14 protein-coding genes and 1 pseudogene are annotated in these 16523 nt (G+C 64.5%); 8 read left to right on the top strand and 7 right to left on the bottom strand.

Annotated elements, in window-relative coordinates; translation table 11 throughout:
- Positions 1–156: 156 nt before the first annotated feature.
- Complete coding sequence (locus AM590_RS17645; protein WP_058828604.1) at positions 157–894, top strand: sporulation protein; 738 nt, start codon at positions 157–159, stop codon at positions 892–894.
- An 81-nt stretch (positions 895–975) separates the two neighbouring features.
- Positions 976–1986 (top strand): aldo/keto reductase, encoded by a 1011-nt coding sequence (locus tag AM590_RS17640; protein ID WP_042665723.1) that lies wholly within the window; start codon positions 976–978, stop codon positions 1984–1986.
- 19 nt (positions 1987–2005) lie between these two features.
- Here AM590_RS17640 and AM590_RS17635 read toward each other — a convergent pair.
- Positions 2006–3029 (bottom strand): annotated as a pseudogene (locus tag AM590_RS17635) (lipid II:glycine glycyltransferase FemX).
- A gap of 285 nt (positions 3030–3314) precedes the next feature.
- On the opposite strand from AM590_RS17635, the gene AM590_RS17630 reads away from it, so the two are divergent.
- Positions 3315–3710, top strand: a complete 396-nt coding sequence (locus AM590_RS17630; protein ID WP_058828603.1) for a pyridoxamine 5'-phosphate oxidase family protein — start codon at positions 3315–3317, stop codon at positions 3708–3710.
- 25 nt (positions 3711–3735) lie between these two features.
- Here AM590_RS17630 and AM590_RS17625 read toward each other — a convergent pair whose 3' ends face one another.
- Genes AM590_RS17625 through tenA form a run of 3 tightly spaced genes read right to left on the bottom strand, consistent with a single transcriptional unit; the run spans position 3736 to position 6811 of the window.
- Positions 3736–5265 carry a sodium:proline symporter gene (locus AM590_RS17625; RefSeq protein ID WP_058828602.1) on the bottom strand — a complete coding sequence of 510 codons (1530 nt, stop codon included), beginning with the start codon at positions 5263–5265 and terminating at the stop codon, positions 3736–3738.
- On the bottom strand, positions 5259–6149 hold the full coding sequence (locus AM590_RS17620) for a TenA family protein (protein ID WP_058828601.1): 891 nt from the start codon (positions 6147–6149) through the stop codon (positions 5259–5261). The genes AM590_RS17625 and AM590_RS17620 overlap by 7 nt, the downstream gene beginning before the upstream one ends.
- Positions 6146–6811, bottom strand: coding sequence for a thiaminase II (tenA, locus tag AM590_RS17615; protein ID WP_058828600.1), 666 nt, complete (start codon positions 6809–6811; stop codon positions 6146–6148). The genes AM590_RS17620 and tenA overlap by 4 nt, the downstream gene beginning before the upstream one ends.
- 230 nt (positions 6812–7041) lie before the next feature.
- Between tenA and AM590_RS17610 the strand changes: the two genes are divergently transcribed.
- The 3 genes from AM590_RS17610 (at position 7042) to AM590_RS17600 (ending at position 11013) form a co-directional block, all read left to right on the top strand.
- On the top strand, positions 7042–7608 hold the full coding sequence (locus AM590_RS17610) for a TATA-box-binding protein (RefSeq protein WP_058828599.1): 567 nt from the start codon (positions 7042–7044) through the stop codon (positions 7606–7608).
- Between the two features lie 863 nt (positions 7609–8471).
- Positions 8472–9704: a Cdc6/Cdc18 family protein gene (locus AM590_RS17605; protein WP_004041152.1), complete on the top strand. Its 1233-nt coding sequence runs from the start codon at positions 8472–8474 to the stop codon at positions 9702–9704.
- A gap of 151 nt (positions 9705–9855) precedes the next feature.
- On the top strand, positions 9856–11013 hold the full coding sequence (locus tag AM590_RS17600) for a M20 family metallopeptidase (RefSeq protein ID WP_058828598.1): 1158 nt from the start codon (positions 9856–9858) through the stop codon (positions 11011–11013).
- A gap of 53 nt (positions 11014–11066) precedes the next feature.
- Here the strand turns inward: AM590_RS17600 and AM590_RS17595 are convergent, their stop codons facing one another.
- A complete protein-coding gene (locus AM590_RS17595; RefSeq protein ID WP_007274164.1) occupies positions 11067–11486 on the bottom strand; it encodes a heme-binding protein in 420 nt (139 codons plus the stop codon).
- Positions 11487–11710: 224 nt separating this feature from the next.
- On the bottom strand, positions 11711–12958 hold the full coding sequence (gene glyA, locus AM590_RS17590; protein ID WP_058828597.1) for a serine hydroxymethyltransferase: 1248 nt from the start codon (positions 12956–12958) through the stop codon (positions 11711–11713).
- Positions 12959–13330: 372 nt separating this feature from the next.
- Between glyA and ilvA the strand changes: the two genes are divergently transcribed.
- Entirely contained in the window at positions 13331–14566 is a 1236-nt protein-coding gene (gene ilvA, locus AM590_RS17585) for a threonine ammonia-lyase (protein ID WP_058828596.1), read from the top strand.
- Positions 14567–14729: 163 nt separating this feature from the next.
- Here the strand turns inward: ilvA and AM590_RS17580 are convergent, their stop codons facing one another.
- The gene (locus AM590_RS17580) at positions 14730–15614 is read right to left on the bottom strand and encodes a hypothetical protein (protein ID WP_058828595.1); all 885 of its coding nucleotides are present in this window, start codon (positions 15612–15614) and stop codon (positions 14730–14732) included.
- A 242-nt stretch (positions 15615–15856) separates the two neighbouring features.
- Here AM590_RS17580 and AM590_RS17575 point away from each other — a divergent pair, with 242 nt between their 5' ends.
- Complete coding sequence (locus tag AM590_RS17575) at positions 15857–16507, top strand: helix-turn-helix domain-containing protein (protein ID WP_058828594.1); 651 nt, start codon at positions 15857–15859, stop codon at positions 16505–16507.
- Positions 16508–16523 lie beyond the last annotated feature (16 nt).

Here is a 16523-nt window from a genome sequence, read left to right as displayed (position 1 = left end):
ATTCATTTGTTTGTCATTTCTAACCGGACCGACAAGTCGCTATCTGGAGGGTCGGCGCGTGTGGCAGCGATTCGGTCGCTCTGAAAACCGACTGTCGCTCGAGGGTGAGCGAGCCACGAGACACTTACACCGCGGGCGAGACGTGCGGCGTGCATCATGAAGAAGGTCCTCGCACGAATCGGAATCGGCAACGCAACCGTCGATACCGTCCTCCCCTCCGACACCGTCCGTCCCGGCGAGACGGTCGTCGCAGAAGTGCGCATCGAAGGCGGTTCGACGGAGCAGGAAATCGGGAAAATTCGGTTCGAACTGGAGACCCGCTACCGGACCGAAGAGGGCTACCGAGAGGTCGACATCGCACAGTACACTCTCGCGGAGAGCCTCACTATCCAACCGGACGAACGGGAGACGCGAGAGGTCTCGCTCGACATCCCTCACGGAACGCCCGTCACGCTCGGCAACGTCGACGTGTGGGTCGAAACCGAACTCGACATCGAGTTGGCTGTCGACCCCGAAGACAAAGACTACCTGAACGTCCGGCCGACGCCGCGGCTGCAAGCCGTCTTTGACGCGCTCGACGATCTCGGTTTCTCGCTGCACAGCGCCGAGTGCGAGGCCGACCCCCACGGCGTTTTCACCTCGACTCGGCGCTTCGTACAGGAGTTCGAGTTCCGACCCACGTCGGGGCCGTTCGCCGGCGAGTTGGACGAACTCGAAGTCGTGCCCCGGCCGGGTGAAGACGCGCTCGAACTGCACATCGAAGTCGACCGTCGCGGCGGCGTACTGAGCGAGCTTAGCGACTTGGACGAGCGAACGGTCCAGACGACGGTTCGGACCACCGACGCGAGCGAGGTGCGCGACGAACTGAAATCGCTGATTCGCGCGAACGCCTGACGACGGAACGCGGGGTGACTCACCCCAATCGCCTTCCGGCTACCCAACGCTTTTGCGTCGATTCGGCGTATCCCCGCGGGCATGACGACACCCGACGACATCGACCTGGGCTTCGTGCCGTTCGGCGAGACGGGCCTCCAGACGAGCGAACTCCAGTTCGGAACGTGGCGGTTCGGCAAGGAGACCGAACAGGGCAACGTCGAAATCGACGAGGAGCGCGCGCACGAACTGCTCGACGCCTACGAGGCGGCCGGCGGGCGCTTCATCGACACCGCAGACATCTACGGCGGCGGCGCGAGCGAGCGCTGGATCGGCGACTGGCTCGAAGACCGAGACCGAGAGCGGTTCACCATCGCGTCCAAGATATACTGGCAGATTCGCGACGGCGACCCGAACAGCCGCGGGACGAACCGGAAGAACATCCGGCACCGCATCGACGCCCTGCTCGACCGCCTCGACACCGACTACGTGGACGTGCTCTACATCCACCGCTGGGACGACGAGACGCCCACGCGCGAGATGATGAAGACGCTCAACGGCCTCGTCGAAGACGGGAAGGTCCACTACCTCGGTGCATCGACCCTCCGGCCGAACGCGTGGAAGGTGGCGAAGGCGAACGAAATCGCCCGCGCCGAGGGCTGGGAGCCGTTCACCGTCGCCCAGCCGCGGTACAACCTCGTCGACCGCGAAATCGAGGGAGACTACCTCGAAATGACCCGCTCGTACGGCATCGCGGTCTGCCCGTGGAGCCCGCTCGGGCAGGGCTTCCTCACCGGGAAGTACACCCGCGAGGACGGCCTCACCGGCGAGTCCCGCGCCGCGGAGTCCAGCCGGTTCGAGGAGTCGTATCTGACGGCGGAGAACTTCGACGTGCACGACGAACTCGACGCGGTCGCCGAGGAAGTCGACGCGACGCCCGCTCAGACGGCGCTCGCGTGGCTCATGCACCGCGATGGCGTCACGGCCCCCATCGTCGGCGCGCGCACGGTGGAACAACTGACCGAAAACCTCGAAGCCGCCGCTATCGACCTCACGGACGAGCAGGTCGACCGCCTGACCGAAGCGAAGCCCGACCCCTACGCGGGGCTCTAACTCGGGGCTGGCTGGGTAGTCACACGCCCTCGCGAATCGTCTTGTAGAGGTGCGCGAGCGTCTTCATCCCCGCCGCGTTCCGTTCGAGACTGTAGAAGGGGTGGAGTTCGGGATTGAACTTCGCCTTGTACCGGTTGATGCGGCGGTTGTTCGCGCCGACGAGGTCGTAGGTCGTCCGCCCGCGGTCAATCGCGTCGCGCATGATGCGCCAGTCGAGCAGGTCGTTGACGGCGAGGTCCGTCTCCACGTCGGTCCGCACGCCACCCTGCCACCGCGACACCGTCTCCTTGTAGTCGATGACGAGGATGCCTCCGACGAACTCGCCGTCGGTTCGGAGGACGTAGGGTCGTATCTGCCCCTCGGGGAGGGTGGTGTAGAGGTCCGTGACGAACGCCGGGGTCGACCGGTACGAGATACCCTGTGATTCGTAGCGCGAGGCGACCTGTTCGACGATTTGCTCGATTGCTTCGGGACCGCCCTCCTCGATGGAGTACGCGTCGTCGGGCGCGTTCCGGATGTTCGACCGGGCGTCGCTACTGAAGCTCATGAGCACGTCGTCGACGCCGGGCGAGAGGTCGACGTGATAGGTGTACTGCGGCGTTATCGCGTAGTCGTTCCACGAGAAAGCTCTGAGGTCGTCGTACCGACCGTCGAGGCGGATGTGGGTGTAGCGCGGTCGAATCTCGTCGCGGACCCATTCGAGGCAGGCGTCGATGAACTCGTGGTGTCGGCCCTCGCGCTTTCGCTGTTTCATGTGGTCCATGTTCAAGAGGACCGGACCGAGGTACGCGACGCGAAGCTCCGGCGGCGGCGAGAACACCGTCGCTATCGGCCCCTTGTCGATGCGGAACAGCGGAAACAAGCCGACGACTTCCTCGCCTTTTCGTCCGACGAGCGGAACCAACTCCGCGCCGGCGTGTGCCGCCTGAATCTCCAGCGCGTCGTACTGATGGAACGCGTTGCCGTGCGGTGACTGTTCGACGAACGCACGCGTCCCAACTGTGGACGTCATCTCCAGTCGCCCGCCGAACCTCGATACTCATGAGTAAGGTGCCTGAACTGTCGCGTCCGACCCCTTTGTTATGCACCCGTTAGGAGGGTTATTCCGGCCGATTCGAACGGATGACAACTGCGTTCCGGCTGGCGTTAGGAATAACTAAACAGAACATTTAGATGACATGAAAATAGAGAGTTCGGGTGTTCACGGAGCGGGGGAGGTGAGACGAGAGTCATCAGAACCGACAGTACCCGCCGTCGCGGGGACTACCCTCGCGTTTGTAAGACCCGGTCGAAGCCATCGTTTTACGCCGAGAGACCGATATCCGACTATGACTGGCCTCTCCGAACGCGCCGCGTTGCTCGTGACGAGCGAACCGCTCATGGCGCACCTCGCGACCAGCGTCGACGACCGCCCTCACGTCGCTCCCGTCTGGTTCGATTACGCGGACGACCGCGGGGTAATCGAGGTGCTCACCACGGGCCGGAAACTCGCCAACATTCGCGAGAATCCGCGCGTCGCGCTCTCCGTCCAGAAGGACGAGAAGGGACAGGCGCAATGGAAGGTGACGATTCTCGGGACGGCAACCGTCGTCACCGACGACGATGAGGCCGTTCGAGATGCCACGCGGCGAATCAACCGGAAGTACGGGGCCGAAGAATCCGCGTGGCCTGAAAACGAACTCGTCCGAATCTCGGTGGGGACCGCGACGGTCAGCGAGTACTGAAGTCGTCCAGTCGGCCGACGGCGCGTCAGTCGGACGACGGCGCGTCGGTTCGGCCGTCGTCGAACCGCCGAATCTCCCGCGAGAGCCGACCGAGGTCGAACCCGGCATCCGTGAGCCGGGCGGTGACGAGCGCCGCCGCCGTCGACACCACGAACGCCCCGCCGAAGGAGGTGAGATACAGCGGGTCGGCGGCGGGAAGCAGGCCGCCGACGACCGGAATCGACGTGATGATGCCGCGGAGGTCGGGGAAGAACGCGAGGCCAACGGCGAGCCCGGTGAGACTGCTCGCGAGCGCACCGAGACCGGTGATTCGAGTCGAGTACAGCCCGTAGACGAGGGGGAAGGCGACCGCCGCGCCGAGCAGGTCGGCGAAGAAGAACAGCCGGAGGACGCTCTGGGCACGGAGACTGACGTAAATCGCGGCGACCGCGACGGCAATTGTGAGCGCCCGCGACCCGAGCGCGAGGCGGCGGTCGCTCGGCTCCGCGAGCAGGCGGGCGAGGTCCGCAGTCACGAGGCTCGAAAGCGCGTTGAACAACGTGTCGATGGAACTCATCACGAGCAGGAGCGCGAGGAGAACCGCCGCGAGGACGAGCCACTCGGGGAACGCCTCGCCGAGGAGGACGAAGAAGGCGGCGTCGGCGTTGTAACCCGCGCTCGCGGGATCGGTGACGACGGCGGCGTTGCCGACCGCGACGACGCCGAAGAAAGCGGTGACGAACACGATGGCACCGTTGGCGAGCGCCGCGGTCCGGAAGCTCCGCCCGACCGTCTCCGACGAGTCGGCCGCGTAGATACGTTGCCACCACGTCTGGTTGATGAGTTCCGCGCCGAGGATGGCGAACGCGAGCGCGAGACCGAACTGCAGGCCGGCGACCGCGCCGAGATCGAGGAGCGCGGGGTTCGTCGCCGTGATACCGTCGATGGCGGCGGTGGGACCACCGAGCGCGACGAGCGCGCCGACGAACGCGAGCAGCAAGAGCGGGATGACGATGACTGCTTGGACCGCGTCGGTTGCGATGCTAGCACGGAGGCCGCCGTAGCTCGTGTAGAGGAGGACGAAGCCACCGACGAGGAGCGCGGTCTGCCACTGCGGGACGCCGGCGACGAGCGCGAGCGCGCCGGCAATGCCGGTCAGTTCGGCGGCGAGGAAGATGAACATGTAGAGTGCGCTCACGAGGAGGACGAAGGCGTACATCGCGGTCCCGTAGCGGGCGTGAGCGTACTCGGTCAGGGAGTGGCCTTCGGGGATGAGTTCCCGAATTCGCGGGCCGAGGCGGGCGTAGACGAGCATCGGGACTGCCTCGCCGACCGCGTAGCCGACGACGGCCGCGATACCGAAGCTCGCGCCCGCTTCGGGGGCCGAAAAGAGCACCCAAACGCCCATGACGGACGCGACGAGCGTCGCGGTCGTTCGCCGGCTCCCTGCGGAGCCGCGGGCGCTGATGAGGTCCTCGACGGAGCCGACGCGACCGCGGGAGAACCACACGCCGACGCCGGTAAACGCGACGAGCGTCGCGACGGTCAGCCCGAGCGCGACGGTCGAACTCACCATCGGCCGTCACCTGGTTGGGAAGCGCCGCCGTCGCCCGACTGTGAGGACGCGGGCGAGGTCGCAGTCGCGGTCGAATCGCCGGACGGAGCCAGTTCGTACGCCTCGTCGAAGAACGCAACCTCCAGTTCGACCGTGCGGCGGAACAGCTGTTCGAGCCGCCGTTGTCGGCGCGGCGAAGCGGCCGCGCCCTCGCGGTCGAGTTCGGCCCGCAGCCACTCGACGAACGCCTCGAAGTCGTCGACTGCGTGGAGGTCAACCCACTCAGAGAGGTAGAACCGCGAAGGCGATTCGTCGGGGTTGGTATGGCCGTCGGCCGCATCGGTCGCCCACGACAGGTAGACCCACTCGGCGGGAACGAGGACCGCCAGCGTCTCGGCGTACCCGCCCTGCCCCGCGGCGCGTTCGAGGAGGTCGATAAAGGCGCGCGTCGCTGGCGTGGTCTTCGGCTCCGAGTAGACCGACTCGGGCACGTCGAGCGCGTCGAACGCCCGCAGGAAGTAGTCGTCCTCGTCGTCGGTGAGAACGCCGAGGAACGAGACGAGTTCCGACTTCGACTCCATGGTCGGCGCGGTGCCGACAGCGTGGCCGAAGACGCCGACGAGCGTCTCCACGAAGGCGTAATCCTGTACGAGGTACTGCCTGAACACGTCGTCTGCGAGTTCGTCTGCGGCGAGTTCTCGCGTCAGTCGATGAGCGGTCGCGTCGTCCCACGAATCGCCCGCGCGCTCACGGAGCCAGTCGGTGAATCGCGGGTCAGACCGCGACGCGGCGAACTCGTCGTACGTCTCGGAGGTCGATGGGCCCGTGTCGGGCGAGTCTAACGAACCGGATGAGTCTGACGAACCGGGCGAACCAGTCGAGTTGGATGAGTCGGCGTCGGTCATAGGGGCCACTCCTCTCGCCGCCAGGCGGCGTCCCAAAACAGGTACTCGTACTGCGCCGACGTGCGGAACAGGTCGCGGTAGCGTTCGCGGTCCGACTCGGTCGCGCTCGCGGCCACGTCGTCCATGAGCGCCTTACACCAGTCGGTGAGTTCGGTGAACTCGTCGCCGGCGTACATCTCGACCCACGCGGCGTACTGTTCGTGGTCCGGAGTCCCCGCGTCGGCGAGTCGGCGTCCCGTCTCGTTGAACCCCCACATACAGGGAAGCAGGGCGGCGACGATGTCGCCGAACGAGCCGAGCGTCGCGGTGCGAACGAGGAAATCAGTATAGGCGCGGGTCGTCGGCGACGGCGTCGTGGCTTCGAGTTCGTCGGGGTCGATGCCGAACTCGGCGGCGTAGCTCCGGTGGAGATCCATCTCCTCGTTGACGGTCGATTCGAGGAGGCTCGCGAACGTCCCCATGGAATCGAGCGTCGGGGCCTTCGCGGCACCGAGCGCGAAGAGGCGACTGTACTCGACGAGGTAGACGTAGTCCTGCCGTACCCAGTAGCGGAACGGCTCCTCGTCGAGGCTCCCCTCCCCGAGTCGGACGACCATCGGATGGTCGAGGATGGCCGACCAGAACTCGTCGGCCTCGTCGTGAATCGTGTCTGTGAACGCCATGGAGAGTAATTGAAGAAGACGCTGAAAAGAATTATGATGAGGTAATATTCATTGGTTATCTCATGTGGAGCACGTCCCGACTGTTGTCCGACCGCCGGTCTCAAGTTGTCCAGTAAGCCGGCCGCCCGATCAGTGGTGGGTTAGCCGTCCAGTTGTCCAGTTGTCCGGTGATTAACGCGTGTGAACGACCCCGGTAGTTTAAGTCGAGCGAGTGTCAACGAATCCACAAGATGTCGCACGTGAACGCCATCGGGTCCATCGAGATTCAGAACGTCGTCGCTTCGACGGAGGTTCCGGTCGAACTCGACCTCGAACGACTCTCGCTCGATATGGACGGGACGGACTACGACCCCGAGAACTTCCCCGGACTCGTCTATCGAACCCGAGACCCGAAGTCGGCGTGTCTCGTCTTCCGGTCTGGAAAAATCGTCTGTACCGGCGCGGACAGCGTCGACGACGTGAGCACGGCCATCGAAACACTGTTCGACGAGTTCACCGACCTCGGCGTACCCGTTCCCGAGGACGCGGATATCACCGTGCAGAACATCGTTTCGAGCGCCGACCTCGGCGGGGCGCTCAACCTGAACGCGCTGGCCATCGGGCTCGGTCTCGAAGCCGTCGAGTACGAACCCGAGCAGTTCCCCGGACTCGTCTACCGCCTCGACGAACCGAGCGTCGTCGTCCTCATGTTCGGAAGCGGGAAAATCGTGATTACGGGGGCGAAGCGGACTACCGACGCCGAAGCGGCGCTTGAGACGGTCGACGAGGACGTTCGCGAGCTCGGACTGCTCGGGTGAGCACTCGGTGGGTATTCGACGGGTACTCGGTGGCCGTTGAGACACCGGGTGGCGTACTGACGTGTTGGCAAAGCTGGGAAGGCGGTGAACTGGAGGTCGGTCGACGGTACCGGTGCTGACAGTGATTGTTTTCGGGTTGTTGTCTGTCGGCTCCCGCTTCTCGTCTGTCCCGTCTCCTTTAGTGTCTGATTCGTTGCTTGTTGTTGTGTTGTTGTGTTGTTGTGTTGTTGTGTTGAGTAGTAGAACTAGTAGTCTAGCTACTAGTGTCAGTTCGATACGTCAGTGAAGAAAACGCCATCGCGTCGTTGGATGCGTGTCGAGGTGTCGTGGCTGTTCTTCGAAATAGGTGTTGTTCATGATTCGCCCGTCTGCGTTCGGGAGCACACACACACCCCCCTCGCGTTTGTAACGGCTACGCCAGACCCTAGGCGGATTCGACACACCCCCCTCGCGTTTGTAAATCTAGGGGCAAAATCAACCGGCAACACCCCGCTCGCCGACCCACCCCCACACCGATTCGCGTTACATTCGCGAGGGTGGTGTGTCTGCACCGCCGCTCGCGTCACTCGACGTTACAAACGCGACGGTACTCCCCCGCTCGATTACAAACGCGAGGGTGGTCTCTCGGAGGTCGAGTTACAAACGCGAGTGTACCCCCACCGGCCACGTCTTCCTCGTGGCCGTCTCGCACGTTACAAACGCGAGGGTGGTGTCTGACAGCCTTACTTGCGCGATACTACTCGTTGATCGTCGAATCCAAAACCGGGACTGAAATCCCGCTCAAACGGCCGTATTTGTCGCTGTTACAAACGCGAGTCCACCCCTTCACCTTTATTACGGGTGAGTATGAATAGCGAACTCACATGACATCGGACGAGAGCGAGGGTGGGACTCGCGACCCGCTGTTTCGCTACGACCAGCCTATCTTCGCGAACGAGGATATCCTCAAAATCTCTCATCTCCCGGGTCCCGACAAGATCGTCGGTCGCGACGAGCACATGTCGAAAGTCGCACAGGCGCTCAACCCCGCCATCTTCGGACGCGAACCGACCCACCTGTTCATCTTCGGTAAGACGGGGTCGGGTAAGACGCTCACCGCCCGACTCGTGAGCGAACGACTCCAGCACGAGGCGGTCCGCGAAGACGTCGACGTTCGAATCGCCGTCATTGACTGCGGCGAACAGCACACCGAGGCGTCGGTCATCAAAACGCTCGCCTCGCAGGTCAACGACCCGTCGAAAAGCGGAATGACGATTCCCGAGCGCGGCCTGTCGACCGGCGACTACTACAACCGCCTGTGGCAGGTGCTCGACACCTGTTCCGACGTGACCATCGTCATCCTCGACGAGATAGACATGCTCCGCGACGACGAGGTGCTTCGAAAGCTCTCGCGCGCGGGCGAGAATCAAAAGATCGTGGACTCGCGTATCGGCATCATTGGCATCTCGAACAAAATCGACTACCCCGAGGAACTCACGGAGCGCGTCAAATCGAGCTTCGCCCACGACGAACTCGTCTTCCCGTCGTACGACGCGAATCAGCTCCGCGAAATCCTCGAAAACCGGAAGGACGCGTTCAAACCCGGCGTCCTCACCGACGACGTGATTCCCCTCGCCAGCGCGCTCGCCGCCCAGGAACACGGCGACGCCCGGAAGGCCATCGACATCCTTCGGAACGCCGGTCGCATCGCGCGCAACGAGAGCGCCGAGACCGTCACCGACGACCACGTGCGGGCGGCGAAAGAAAAGAGCGAGGCCGACCGCTTCAGCGAACTCCTCGAAGGGACCGCCACGCAGTCGAAGGCCGTCCTCTACTCGCTCGTCCTCCAGACCGGCGGCCGAAAGACCGCCGAGATTACGACGAACAAGATCTACCGACAGTATCTCACCGTCGCCGACGACCTCGACATGGACCAACTCTCCGAGCGCCGCGTGCAGGAACTCCTGCAGGAACTCGACTTCCTCAACGTCATCCAGTCGGAAGTCCGGGGCCGCGGCCGCGGGCAGGGCGTCCACGGGACTCACCGCCTGCTCGAAGACCCGGACATCGTCAAGCGGGTGCTTCTCCGGGACAGCCGTATCTCCACGCTCGAATAGCGACACGCGACGCGCGACACGCGACGCGCGACACGTAACACACGACACACGACGTTCGCACGAATCCTTCGACGCCTGCGCCCGCGTCGGAAAAAAGCTACCGCACGAACCATTATCCCGCGTCCGTCGCTGTCGATAGACGACCGAAACCATGGACGAGGAATTACGCTCGTTGCTCACGCGTCTCGTCGAAGTCGAGACTGAGAACCCGCCGGGAGACGAGGCGGCGGCGGCGAAGTTCGTGTACGACTGGCTCGAATCCCGAGGCGTCTCAGCGACGCTCGTCGAGGAACCGTATCCCGACCGACCGCAGGTCGCGGCGCGCGTCGGCGACGGCGAGCCCTCGGTCGTCCTCAACGGCCATCTCGACGTGGTCCCGGCGGGCGACCGTGACAAGTGGACGCACCCGCCGTACGAACCGACCGTCAGAGACGGCAGACTGTACGGCCGCGGGAGTGCGGACATGAAGTGCGGCGTCGCCCTCGCGATGCTCGCGACGGTCGAGTTCGCCGACGCGCTCGATGCTGGGGCCCTCGACGGCTCGCTCGTGTTCCACGCCGCGGTCGGCGAAGAGACGGCCGAACCGGGAACGAAGACGCTCCTCGAACGCGGTTACGACGGTGAGTACGGCGTCGTGCTCGAACCGACGGCGCTGCGGACCGCGACGAGCGCGAAGGGGCTCGGATGGTACGAGATTTCCGTCGGCGGCGACCCGTCGCACGCGAGCCGGCCCGACGAGGGGGACAACGCGATTGGGAACGCCCGTCCCGTTCTCGACGCACTCGAAGCGTACGACGAGGAGATTCGAGCGCGCTCCGACTCGCTCGTCGGTCACCCGACCGCGACGGTCACGCGGTTCGAGGCGGGGACGAAGGAGAACGTCGTCCCGGAGAGCGCGACGATAACGGTCGACCGGCGGTTCGTTCCCGCGGAGTCCGTCGAGGAAGTCGACGCCGAAATCGACGCGCTACTCTCCGACGTCGCGGCCGAACACGACCTGCGCGTCGAGTGGACGCGAACGCGGGTCTACGAGTCCGCGGCGGTTCCGACCGACAGCGACATCGCGACGCGCTTTCGGGACGCGGCCGCCGAGCACGCGGATATCGACCCCGAGCCGTGGGGAATCCGGGCGGCGACCGACGTTCGGAACCTCGTCAACGACGCCGGGATGGACGCAATCACGTGGGGTCCGGGGTCGATGGCGCAGGCCCACGCCTACGACGAGTACATCGAACTGTCGGAGGTCGAAGCGGGGTACGACATCCTCCGTACGGCGCTCCGCGGGCTGTTCGAAGACGGCGGGAACTGAGCACTCGACCGTCGGGCGAACGGCCCGAAAAAAGCGGCAGACGGTGACTCCGGTTATTCGACGAGTTCTTCGAATCGCTCGACTGCGGCGCTCGCGACCGCCATGTCTTCGGACACCTCGCCGCCGCTGACGCCGACAGTTCCGACGATTTCGCCGTCGACTTCGAGCGGATAGCCGCCGCCGAAGACGACGAGTCGGTTCTCGTCGGTCGTCTGGAGACCCCAGAGCGATTCGCCGGGGGTGGTCGGTTCGGCGAGTTCGTGCGTGGGCGTCTGGAGCGCGGCCGCCGTGTACGCCTTGTTCCGGGAGATGTCGACGCTCGCGAGCCACGCGTCGTCCATTCGGTGCTGTGCGATGAGGTTACCCTCCGGGTTCGCGACCGTAATCACCATTCGCAGTCCCATCGATTCAGCTTCCGCTTCCGCCGCTTCGATGAGTACTTTCGCCGTCTCGAGATTGATTGCATCGGACATATCGCTTCGTCGCAACCGGTATCGACGACCCTACTTATACGTGCGCCGCGGGCCCCGACCGACCGGACGATTTCGCTTCTTTCCCTCGATTTCGGGCGTCTGAATGACCCTCGAACGGCTCAGTCGAGAGAACAACAAACGTACGAATATTTACAAATTGTGTCGGCCTTCGGCGGGGCCGTATCGGGAGGGCGTTCGGCTCGGGGCGAACAGCCCCTGCGCAGTCAGTCGTACAGCGGGTACTCGTCGGTCAGTTCGTCGACCTTCTGGTCGACGAACCCCTTGACCGACTCGTCGTGCGGCGCGTCGACGACTTCATAGATGAGGTCGGCGACGGTCCGGCAGGCCTCCTCGTCGAAACCGCGGGTTGTCAACGCGGGCGTGCCGGCGCGAATCCCGCTCGGGTTGAACGCCGAGCGACTCTCGCCGGGGACCGTGTTGGCGTTGAGGACGATACCGACCTCTTCGAGGGCCGCTTCCACGTCCTTGCCGGTCGTGTCCGGGTGCGACGGCCGGAGGTCCACGAGCACCAAGTGGGTGTCCGTGCCTCCGGAGACGAGTTCGAGGCCGCGCTCCTGTAGCCGCTCGCCGAGGGCGGCGGCGTTATCGACGACCTGCGACGCGTACTCCTCGAACTCGGGAGTCAGCGCCTCGCCGAAGCCGACGGCCTTGCCGGCGACGTTGTGCAGTATCGGCCCGCCTTGGAGGCCGGGGAAGACCGCGGAATCGACGTCGTCGGCGTGTTCTTCGTCGCACATGATGATGCCGCCGCGACCCGACCGAATCGTCTTGTGGGTCGAACCGGTGACGAAGTCCGCGGTGCCGACGGGAGACGAGTGTTCGCCCGCGGCGACGAGGCCCGTGATGTGGGCGATGTCGGCGAGGTGGTACGCATCGACCGCCTCGGCCGCGGCCTGTACGCGCTCCCAGTCGACCTCCCGGGGATACGCGGAGTACCCCGAGATGACGATGTCCGGGTCGAACTCCTCGGCCTTCTCGGCGAGTTGCTCGTAGTCGACGTAGCCGGTCTCGGCGTCGACCTCGTACTGTTCGACCTCGTACGTCTTCCCCGCGACGTTCACCGGATGTCCGTGGCTCAGGTGGCCGCCGTGGGTCAAATCGAGCGAGAGAATCTTGTCGCCGGGTTCGAGCACGGTGAGGAACACACCCATGTTCGCCTGCGACCCCGAATGCGGTTGGACGTTGACGTGGTCGGCGCCCCAGAGTTCCTTGGCGCGGTCGATGGCGAGTTGTTCGACCTCGTCGGCGTGCTCACAGCCGCCGTAGTACCGGCTTCCCGGGTAGCCCTCGGCGTAGTTGTTCGTCAGCTCCGAGCTTTGGGCCTCCATGACCGCCTCGCTGACGTGGTTCTCGCTCGCGATCATGGCGAGCGTGTCGTTCTGCCGCCGGCGTTCGCCCGTCAACGCGTCGGCGACGGCCGGGTCGGTCTCTCGAACGGTGTCGTAAGGCATCGTGAGTGCATCTCGACTCTGCGGTATAACGCTTCGCCGACCCCCCGAGACGAGGGCGGAACGACGCACCAGAACCACAACGTGACAGGACACGTATGTTCTGTGTTCGGGTCGATATGCGTGGTGAGTGTCTCTTGGATATCTCCGAAAGATAATCCGAACTGGGTTCGCTAACGGCCAAAATCGGCATATTATCTGTTCAGCTTCCGCCAAGATGAGCGCCGACCGGCGATAGCTCTATATTCGAACTTCGTCACGTTTCTCACATACCGTGCTAAGAACTATCACAGACTACGGAAAGTCCCGGAACCGAGGGGACACGCGCGTGCCGTCACTGCGCACCGTGGGGCCGACCGACGAGGTGTCTCGCCGATGAGTGAGGCCGAGTCCCTCCCGGTGCAGTACAGTGACATCGAGCGCGCGCGCGAGCGACTCGAAAACGAGCGCGTCGTCAAGCGGACGCCGATAGAGCGGAGCACCTCGCTCGGCGACCTCGTCGGCGCGGACGTGTACCTGAAGATGGAACACCTCCAGTGGACGGGATCGTTCAAGACGCGGGGTGCGTACAACAAGATTCGACAGGATACCGACCGCGGAATCGACGAGTTCGTGGCCGCGAGCGCCGGCAACCACGCGCAGGGCGTCGCGCTCGCTGCGACCGAGTGCGGGGCCGACTCCACGGTCGTGATGCCGGAGAACGCCCCGCAGACGAAAATCGACGCGACGCGCGACTACGGCGCGTCGGTCGAGCTCGTCGGCGAGGACTTCCAGGAGACGATGGCGTACGCCCAGTCGCTCGCCGAAGGGTCGGACGCCGAGTTCGTCCACGCGTACGACGACTGCGACATCGTCGCCGGGCAGGGAACGCTCGGCGTCGAGATGTACCGCGACCTCCCCGAGGTGGACACCGTGGTCGTCCCCATCGGTGGTGGCGGCCTCATCTCGGGTATCGCCACCGCCATCAAGCACCACGACCCCGACATTCGCGTCGTCGGCGTGCAGGCCGAGGGCGCGGAGACGGTCCACGAGAGTCTCGACAAGGGCGTGCCCGTAACGCTCGACGACACGAACACCATCGCCGACGGCATCGCCACCGGCGGCATCTCCGAGTTGACGCTCCGAACCATCGAGGAACACGTCGACGAGGTCGTCACGGTCTCGGACGGGGAAATCGCGGAGGCCATCCTCCTCTTGCTCGAACGCGCCAAGCAGGTCGTAGAGGGGGCCGGTGCCGCCTCCGTCGCCGCCATACTGAGCGACGACCTCGACGTCGAGGGCGAGACCGTCATGCCGCTTCTCTGCGGGGGAAATCTGGACATGACGATGCTCCAGACGGTGCTCGTTCACGCGCTGACCAACCGTCGCCAGACGCTCCGTCTCCGGGTCCGCATCCGAGACGAACCCGGCGAGATGGCGCGACTTTCGCGACTCATCGCAGACCGCGACGCGAACATTCACGACGTTCGCCACGTCCGCGCCGTCGACGCCCTCGATGTCGGCGAGGCCCATCTCTTGTTCCGAATCGAGACGAAAGGGGCCGAACACGCGGCGGCCGTCGTGGACACGATAGAGGACGCGGGCTATGCGGTTGACGACGTTTCGGCCTGACGATAGCCCCGCGTCGTCCGTCGCACTCGGTCTCTTCCCGCCGCTTGCCTACAAAAATAATATTTTTGTCACGTTGTGCGAGTCCAGACGGAACACAGCTTGAACGACGGGCGTACCGACGCGCTCCCAGCGAACCGAATTATCGACACAGACGAAGCGTCCGCTACGTCTCTCCGGCCGACTGCCTGATGCGCGCCACGACGTCCTCCCGACTCACGTCCGGGTCGTCGTCGGTCGTGAGTCGGCCCATCACGAATTCGAGCAGGTCGAGGTCTTGGAGCAGGTCGAGCGCGTCCATGCGTTCGAGGTCGAGCGCCTTGCCGAACTCGTAGACGGTCTTGGCGTCGTTGGCGGCATCGGCGAGTTGGCCGATTGTGACGGACTCGGGGAGGCCGATACCGTCGGCGAGCGCCTCGGGCGAGCCGTCGCCATCCGTCGCGGGCGTCGGTGGTCGCTCGACGCCCGTCGGTTCGCCGGCAAGCGACGTTTCGTACGACGAGGGCTCGTGGACGCCTTGGTCGATCATGTACCTGCGGACCGTCTCGTCGGTCACGTCCATCTCGAAGGCGTCGGCCATCCGCTCGAACGTGTCGTACCGCGCGTACACGGCTTCGAGGTACGTCGTGTCTTCGAACGCCGGCACGTTCGGATTCCGAACGGCTTCGGGTAGTTCGGTATCAGCATCGGCATCGTCGTCGGCTGTCTCGGTTGAACTCGTCGTTGGCGCCTCGGTCGCGACCGTGACGACGACCGCCGGGTCGCCGTCGAGCGTGATGTCCGCGGCGTCGACGGCGACGTGCTCGCGGTCGCTCGGTAGGACGTCGTCGACACCGAGCGTGAGCCCAATCGACCCGTTGGATTCGAACGAAGCCCCTTGGATTCGAACGGGAGCGTCGCCGTCGGCGTCCGACGAGAGCGTGAACTTGACGTCCGCGGACGCGCCCGACTCCGTGACCGCCACGGACGACTCGCGGACGCTCGCGGCGTCCATCCGCTCGCACTCTTCGAGGAATTCGCCCAGTCGCCGAAGTGATGTGCCCACGCTCATTGTCCGTTCCGACGGACGCGCCGGGACTCCCTGAAAAGCGGTGTGGAATACTGAGTCAGTTTATATAGCCCCTCAGAATATGCGGCGAAAATTATAAACAAGGATCTGATGTTCAAACTACTATATCGTGCTCACGAGAAACGCTTCTGTCGCGAACGTCGAAACGACTTCGCGACCTTCAACCGAACCGGCAGTCTGGTTTGCCCGGTGTCGAATCTCTGTATCCACGAGGTGAAGACACGATGAGTCTAATAACCGTTGCCGACATCGCGCACGATGACCTCGCGCTGACGCCGACGATTCAGTCGGAGGCCGCGAGCGAGATAGACGTTATCTCTCAATCCGCGACCGACCCCGAGACCGGCCTGTTCTTCTTCGTCGTGGAGTGCGCAGACGTTTCGGCGTTCGAAGCGGCGCTGGAGGTCGACCACACGGTCAGCGACTGGCAGCTCGTCTCCGAGCGGGAGGAGTCCGCGGTGTATCGCATCGGACACACGCCGGATACGATCCTCCTCTCGCCTATCATCACGGAACTCGGCGGGCTCATGCTCGACGCGTGTAGCAACGACACGGCGGGCTGGCGGGTCCGGATCCAACTCTCGGACCGCGAGGCGCTCTCGGAACTGTGGGAGTACTGCGAGTCGAACGATATCTCCTTCGAGCTGAACCGGATGTTCCGACAGGACGGCTGGATGAACGGCGAGCCGAGCAAGCTGACCGACGCCCAGCGCGATGCGCTCGTCGCCGCCTACGAACACGGCTACTTCGAGGAGCCCCGAGAGGCGGCGCTAGACGACCTTTCGGAGGTTCTCGACATCTCGCCGACGGCCGTCAGCGGACGCATCAGGCGGGGGACCGCGGAGCTGGTCGAGTCGATTCTCCTCGACGAGTGACCGGGTGACACCCCGA

This window comes from Haloferax sp. Q22 (genome assembly GCF_001482285.1).
Classification (GTDB): Archaea; Halobacteriota; Halobacteria; order Halobacteriales; family Haloferacaceae; genus Haloferax.
The sequence above is the reverse complement of the archived record's forward strand: the minus strand, read 5'-3'. Positions and strand labels throughout refer to the sequence as shown.

What these genes read in the sequence shown, in the direction of transcription:
- glyA (WP_058828597.1), bottom strand. Translation starts at nt 12,958, where the DNA reads ATGCCTTACGACACCGTTCGAGAGACCGACCCGGCCGTCGCCGACGCG.
- AM590_RS17575 (WP_058828594.1), top strand. Translation starts at nt 15,857, where the DNA reads ATGAGTCTAATAACCGTTGCCGACATCGCGCACGATGACCTCGCGCTG.
- AM590_RS17640 (WP_042665723.1), top strand. Translation starts at nt 976, where the DNA reads ATGACGACACCCGACGACATCGACCTGGGCTTCGTGCCGTTCGGCGAG.
- tenA (WP_058828600.1), bottom strand. Translation starts at nt 6,811, where the DNA reads ATGGCGTTCACAGACACGATTCACGACGAGGCCGACGAGTTCTGGTCG.
- AM590_RS17625 (WP_058828602.1), bottom strand. Translation starts at nt 5,265, where the DNA reads ATGGTGAGTTCGACCGTCGCGCTCGGGCTGACCGTCGCGACGCTCGTC.
- ilvA (WP_058828596.1), top strand. Translation starts at nt 13,331, where the DNA reads ATGAGTGAGGCCGAGTCCCTCCCGGTGCAGTACAGTGACATCGAGCGC.
- AM590_RS17580 (WP_058828595.1), bottom strand. Translation starts at nt 15,614, where the DNA reads ATGAGCGTGGGCACATCACTTCGGCGACTGGGCGAATTCCTCGAAGAG.
- AM590_RS17620 (WP_058828601.1), bottom strand. Translation starts at nt 6,149, where the DNA reads ATGACCGACGCCGACTCATCCAACTCGACTGGTTCGCCCGGTTCGTCA.
- AM590_RS17595 (WP_007274164.1), bottom strand. Translation starts at nt 11,486, where the DNA reads ATGTCCGATGCAATCAATCTCGAGACGGCGAAAGTACTCATCGAAGCG.
- AM590_RS17605 (WP_004041152.1), top strand. Translation starts at nt 8,472, where the DNA reads ATGACATCGGACGAGAGCGAGGGTGGGACTCGCGACCCGCTGTTTCGC.
- AM590_RS17610 (WP_058828599.1), top strand. Translation starts at nt 7,042, where the DNA reads ATGTCGCACGTGAACGCCATCGGGTCCATCGAGATTCAGAACGTCGTC.
- AM590_RS17630 (WP_058828603.1), top strand. Translation starts at nt 3,315, where the DNA reads ATGACTGGCCTCTCCGAACGCGCCGCGTTGCTCGTGACGAGCGAACCG.
- AM590_RS17645 (WP_058828604.1), top strand. Translation starts at nt 157, where the DNA reads ATGAAGAAGGTCCTCGCACGAATCGGAATCGGCAACGCAACCGTCGAT.
- AM590_RS17600 (WP_058828598.1), top strand. Translation starts at nt 9,856, where the DNA reads ATGGACGAGGAATTACGCTCGTTGCTCACGCGTCTCGTCGAAGTCGAG.